This window comes from Bradyrhizobium sp. NBAIM01 (assembly GCF_020194115.1).
Taxonomy (GTDB): Bacteria; Pseudomonadota; Alphaproteobacteria; order Rhizobiales; family Xanthobacteraceae; genus Bradyrhizobium; species Bradyrhizobium yuanmingense.
In genome coordinates, this window is the sequence record NZ_JADYVU010000030.1 from 1 (window position 1) to 4,986 (window position 4,986).

The 4,986-nt window shown below is 65.4% G+C and carries 6 protein-coding genes; 2 read left to right on the forward strand and 4 right to left on the reverse strand.

Features of this window, described 5'->3' with window-relative positions:
- Positions 1-80 precede the first annotated feature (80 nt).
- On the reverse strand, positions 81-350 hold the full coding sequence (locus I6F31_RS36190) for a BolA family protein (protein WP_050995968.1): 270 nt from the start codon (positions 348-350) through the stop codon (positions 81-83).
- 127 nt (positions 351-477) lie between these two features.
- Between I6F31_RS36190 and I6F31_RS36195 the strand changes: the two genes are divergently transcribed.
- Positions 478-1,107 (forward strand): DnaJ domain-containing protein, encoded by a 630-nt coding sequence (locus I6F31_RS36195; RefSeq protein ID WP_225187056.1) that lies wholly within the window; start codon positions 478-480, stop codon positions 1,105-1,107.
- 112 nt (positions 1,108-1,219) lie between these two features.
- Here the strand turns inward: I6F31_RS36195 and I6F31_RS36200 are convergent, their stop codons facing one another.
- The gene (locus I6F31_RS36200; RefSeq protein ID WP_036014712.1) at positions 1,220-2,314 is read right to left on the reverse strand and encodes a citrate synthase/methylcitrate synthase; all 1,095 of its coding nucleotides are present in this window, start codon (positions 2,312-2,314) and stop codon (positions 1,220-1,222) included.
- A 76-nt stretch (positions 2,315-2,390) separates the two neighbouring features.
- On the opposite strand from I6F31_RS36200, the gene I6F31_RS36205 reads away from it, so the two are divergent.
- Positions 2,391-3,611, forward strand: coding sequence for a citrate synthase family protein (locus I6F31_RS36205; protein WP_036014714.1), 1,221 nt, complete (start codon positions 2,391-2,393; stop codon positions 3,609-3,611).
- 93 nt (positions 3,612-3,704) lie between these two features.
- On the opposite strand, the gene ubiG is transcribed toward I6F31_RS36205, so the two are convergent.
- Positions 3,705-4,472 carry a bifunctional 2-polyprenyl-6-hydroxyphenol methylase/3-demethylubiquinol 3-O-methyltransferase UbiG gene (ubiG, locus tag I6F31_RS36210; protein WP_036026212.1) on the reverse strand — a complete coding sequence of 256 codons (768 nt, stop codon included), beginning with the start codon at positions 4,470-4,472 and terminating at the stop codon, positions 3,705-3,707.
- A 14-nt stretch (positions 4,473-4,486) separates the two neighbouring features.
- Positions 4,487-4,954 carry a PH domain-containing protein gene (locus I6F31_RS36215; RefSeq protein ID WP_036014717.1) on the reverse strand — a complete coding sequence of 156 codons (468 nt, stop codon included), beginning with the start codon at positions 4,952-4,954 and terminating at the stop codon, positions 4,487-4,489.
- Positions 4,955-4,986 lie beyond the last annotated feature (32 nt).

A 4,986-nucleotide genomic window follows, 5' to 3' on the forward strand; every position in this document is an offset into this window, starting at 1 on the left:
GTACCCGAGTGGAGAGATCACCCCACCCCGCTCGCGCTGCGCGCGATCGACCCTCCCCCTCCAGGGCAGGGTCAGAGAATTCAACCTTCCCCCGGCGCCTGCGCATTGATCGCCAGCGCGTGCACGCTGCCGGCGAGTTCCGCGGCGAGCGCTGAATTTATCATGCGATGACGGTCGATCCGGCTCTTCCCTTTGAAGGCGGCAGACACGATATACACACGGAAGTGCGTCTCGCCGCCTGCTCGGTGGCCGGCGTGGCCCTCATGCAAATGTGACTCGTCGACGACTTGCAGGCTTTCCGGCGTGAAAGCTTCCTGCAACTTGTTGCTGATAGTGTCTTTCATAGCCATGTGTGCCATTAAGGTGCGCGCTCGCATCCCGTCAATACCCGGACGTCCAAGCTCGTCGCGACCGGGTGCTCAGCGAATTGCAATGTCAAGACTTGAAGGTTTTTGCATTGCGTAGTCAAAGTCAGCCATGCCGATCGATTCATCAAAATTCTTCGACTCCATCCGCGTGAAGCCGCGGGGCAAGCAGCCGGAAGTGAAGCCGCGCGACACCGCGGTCAATTGCGAATGGGCGGGCTGCGCCAACAAGGGCTCGCACCGGGCGCCGAAGGGCCGCGAGAACCAGCGCGAGTACTGGCACTTCTGCCTCGACCACGTGCGCGAGTACAACCAGAACTACAATTTCTTTTCCGGCATGAATGCCGAAGCCGTCGCGCGCTATCAGAAGGATGCGCTGACCGGTCACCGTCCGACCTGGAAGATGGGCGCCAATGGCGGCAAGAAGAGCGCGGAAGAGATCGACATGGCGGCCGATCCTTTCAGCATGTTCAGCGAGATCAACGGCCGCGCCAGCTGGCGCAAGGGCCCCGAAGCGGAGCCCAAGGCCGAGACGCGCAAAGTGATGAACGCCGAGCGCAAGGCGCTTCAGGTCATGGGCCTCGGCCCCAGCGCGACGCTTGCCGACGTCAAGACCAAGTACAAGGCGCTGGTGAAGCAGCACCACCCCGACGCCAATGGCGGCGACCGCTCGACCGAGGACCGCCTGATCGAGATCATCAAGGCGTATAATTATCTGAAGACGGTCGTGCGCGAGGCGTAGGGGCCTCCCCGCTTTCGTAGCCCGGATGGAGCGCAAGCGTAATCCGGGACCTTTCTCTCACAATGACGACTTTCCCCGGATTACGCTTCGCTCCATCCGGGCTACGCATTCCCTACGCCTGCGGCATCGCCCCGACATATGACGAGCTCGGCCTGATCAACCGCCCCGTCCGCTGCTGCTCGCGGGCATGCGCGGTCCAGCCCGCGCTGCGCGCGATCGCGAAGATCGGCGTGAACGCCTGCCGCGGAATCGCCAGCGCATCGAGCAGGATCGCGGTGAAGAACTCGACGTTCGTCTCCAGCGGCCGCTCCGGATTCTTCTTGCGCAAGGCGCTGCGGATATAAGCCTCGACCTCGCCGGCAAACGGCAAATCGGTGCCATTGGACGCAAGCGCCTCGACCGCGGTCTTGAGCACGTCGGCGCGCGGATCGCGGACGCGATAGACGCGGTGACCGAAACCCATCATGCGCTCGCCGCGCGCCAGCGCCGCGTCGACCCAGGACTGAATGCGCTCGCGCGAGCCGATCGCGTCCAGCATTTCCAGCACCGGCTCCGGCGCGCCGCCATGCAGCGGACCGGTCAGCGCGCAATAGCCGGCGGTGACGGCCGCGAACAGGTCGGCCTGCGTCGAGGCCACCACGCGCGCGGCGAAGGTCGATGCGTTCATGCCGTGGTCGCTGGCGGTGACGAGATAGGCGTCGAGCGCCGTGACCTCGCGCGTTGCAGGCGAACGGCCGTGCAACATGCGCAGCGTGTCGGCGGCATGGCTCACGGTGGGATCGGGCGCGACCGGCTCGAGCCCCTTGGCGCGCCGGACCAGCGCGCCCGCGATCACCGGAAACGCGCCGACGATCGTCGCCTCGTGCTCCAGCCCGTGCTCGGCGCGAAGTCCGGCGACGGCGGCACGAAACCCGTCGATGATGCCCATGCCGCGCGTCGCCGGCAGCAGGTCCGGCAGCCGCGCGAAGGCGCGCTCGCGCGCCACGCCCAGGTTTGAGCGCACATTGGCTTCGGTGAGGGTGGTCTTGCTGGCGCCATTCCAGAGCCGGGCGGTAACGCCTTCGAAGCTCGAGATGGCGGCGAGCCGCCCGACGTGCTCCCCGGCGATGATGAGCTCGCCGCGCTCGCCGTCGACATGGCTCAGCACGGTCTCGGCCGCGGGAACGCCGTCCAGCCCGATCTGGCTTTTGGTGAGGTGGATGTTCATGACCCAAATCTCCTGTTCACGGAGAACAAGGTCAGGCCTCTCGACACATTGATCAATCTTGATTACATAAATCAATATGAAAAATTCTGATGGGCTGTACCTCTCCGCTCGGGAAGCCGCCGCCGAGCTCGCGATCTCTCCGGCCACCCTCTACGCCTATGTCAGCCGCGGCCTGATCCGCTCCGAGCCGACGCCGGACTCGCGAAAGAACCGCTATCGCGCCGAGGACGTTCGGGCGCTGAAGGAGCGCCGTGTGCCGTCGCCGGAGCCACGCGGCCTGCGCAGCTTCGATGCCGATCTGCCGGTGATGGACACGGAGATCTCGACCATCACCGAGGAGGGCGCCATCTATCGCGGCGTCAATTGCGTCGATCTTTCCGAGAGTGACACGCTGGAGCACGCCGCGACGCTGCTGTGGGATGTCGCCGACGTCGATCCGTTTGCCCCCGACAATCAACCGGAACTCTCCGAGGAAATGCGCGTGATCGCGAAGGCCGCGCGCCGGGCCGCACCGATCGACCGCGCCATCGCCGTGCTCGCACTGGCCGCCAGCGTCGATCCCCGCGCCTTCACCCGGGCACCCGATGGCCGCGCTATGGTCGGCGCGCGCATCGTCCGCCTGCTGGTTGCGACCATGCTCAATGCGGACGCCTCGGCCGAGCCGCTGCATCAGCAGGTCGCGCGCGCCTGGGCGGCGGACAACAAGCACGCGCCCGACCTGATCCGCCGCGCGCTGGTACTGCTCGCCGATCACGAGCTGAACGCGTCGACCTTCACCGCGCGCTGCGCTGCCTCGACCGGCCTCAACCTTTATGACTCCGTCATCGCCGGGCTCGCCGCGTTGAAAGGGCCGAAGCATGGCGGCGCCGGCGTCCTGGCCTCACAGCTCGTCAAGACGCTGGTCGACCGCGACGTCGAGCCTGTCGTGCGCGAGCGTGTCGCCCTCGGTGAACGCTTTGCCGGCTTTGGCCACGGCGTCTACAAGCACGGCGACCCCCGCGCGCAGTCGCTGCTGAACGCGCTGTCGCGCTCCGGCGCGCCGCGCAAATTCACCAGGGAAGTGCCAGAGCGGATCGCGGAAGCCACCGGCGAGTTCGTCAATATCGACTACGCGCTCGCCGTGCTGGTCCACGCACTGCGCCTGCCCGCCGGCAGCGAGCTGGCGCTGTTCGCGATGGCCCGCAGCGTCGGCTGGATCGCGCATGCCAGCGAGCAATTGCAGTTCGGCAAGCTGATCAGACCGAGGGCAAGATATGTGGGGCCTGCGCCGGGACGCAGGGCGGGGGCTGCCGGTTAGAACCTCTGTCAGTGCGGCAATCTCCGCTGTCGTCGCTGCGAACGCAGGAGGACAGCGTTCCTGGAATGACGGCTCGCACTCACCCTGGGCAGTTCACACCATCGCTTCCGCGACCACCATATAGTTCACGTCCATATCCGACGACAGAGACCATTTGTCGGCGAAGGGCGAGTAGACGACGCCGGTCTGCTCGGTGATGACAAGACGGTTGTCGAGCAGGTATTTCGTCAGTTCGTCGGGCGTGACGAACTTGTTCCACTCATGCGTGCCGCGCGGTAGCCAGCGCAGGACGTATTCGGCACCGACGATGGCGAGGGCAAAGCTCTTCCAGTTGCGGTTCAGCGTCGAGACCACCATCAGGCCGTTCGGCTTCAGCATCGCGGCGCAGCGCTTCAGGAACATGCCGACGTCGGTGACGTGCTCGACCACCTCCATCGCCAGCACGATGTCGAAGCGCTCGCGCGGGTCGATCTCCTCCACCGTGGTGCAGCGATAGTCGATCGCCAGATGGCTCTTGTCGGCGTGCAGCTTCGCCGCCGCGATGTTGCTCGCGGAGGGATCGATGCCGATGACCTGCGCTCCGAGGCGCGACAGCGGCTCGCAGAGCAGGCCGGCGCCGCAGCCGATGTCGAGCACGCGCAAGGACCCAAGACAATTGAGGCTGCGCACGTTGCGCTCGAACTTGCGGCAGGCGGCGTCGCGGATATAGCCGAGCCGCAACGGGTTGATCCGGTGCAGCGGCGCCATCTTGCCCTTGGGATCCCACCATTCCGCCGAGAGTTTCGAGAATTTCGCGATCTCGGCGGCGTCGACGCTCGAGCCGAGCTGGGCGGAAAGAGAAGTATTTTGCTGCATGCTCATGGTTGGGCGCGGTCCTACCGCGTGGTGATCGAACTACGGAAGGCGAGCGGCGAGGCGATGGTCTTGATCGTCTCGATACCCTCGCCGACGCCGCGAATCGTCACGTCGCCGTAGTTGAGAATACGTCCAAGAATGGTCTGGTCGACATCGACGCTCTCGACCTTGTCCAGCGCCATCTCGAAGGTTCGGCGCTTGATGAAGCCGGTCTTGTGCACGACCCTGAGGTTGGTGACGTCGGTCTCGGTGGTGAAACGATGGAACCAGCCCTTCACGGTCCAATACAGGGCCGCCAGAGCCGCGAGACCCGCGGCCCCGAGGCAAAGCAGAACGAGCCAGTCGACGGTCGCCTGCCGCGACAGGATGAGCAGGGCCAGCGCCGCGATCCAGGCCACGATGGCCGGAAAGTAGAAGATCCAGTGCGCATTGGTCGAATACAGCACGCGCTCGCCGGGCTGCAGGATCTCGTCGATGTAACGCGCCATGATCTAGCTTAACCCACTACCCCACCCTGCCC

Excerpts from the sequence above, each read along its gene's own strand:
- I6F31_RS36205 (WP_036014714.1), top strand. The coding sequence starts at position 2,391 with ATGAAAAATTCTGATGGGCTGTACCTCTCCGCTCGGGAAGCCGCCGCC.
- I6F31_RS36215 (WP_036014717.1), bottom strand. The coding sequence starts at position 4,954 with ATGGCGCGTTACATCGACGAGATCCTGCAGCCCGGCGAGCGCGTGCTG.
- I6F31_RS36190 (WP_050995968.1), bottom strand. The coding sequence starts at position 350 with ATGGCTATGAAAGACACTATCAGCAACAAGTTGCAGGAAGCTTTCACG.
- I6F31_RS36200 (WP_036014712.1), bottom strand. The coding sequence starts at position 2,314 with ATGAACATCCACCTCACCAAAAGCCAGATCGGGCTGGACGGCGTTCCC.
- I6F31_RS36195 (WP_225187056.1), top strand. The coding sequence starts at position 478 with ATGCCGATCGATTCATCAAAATTCTTCGACTCCATCCGCGTGAAGCCG.
- ubiG (WP_036026212.1), bottom strand. The coding sequence starts at position 4,472 with ATGAGCATGCAGCAAAATACTTCTCTTTCCGCCCAGCTCGGCTCGAGC.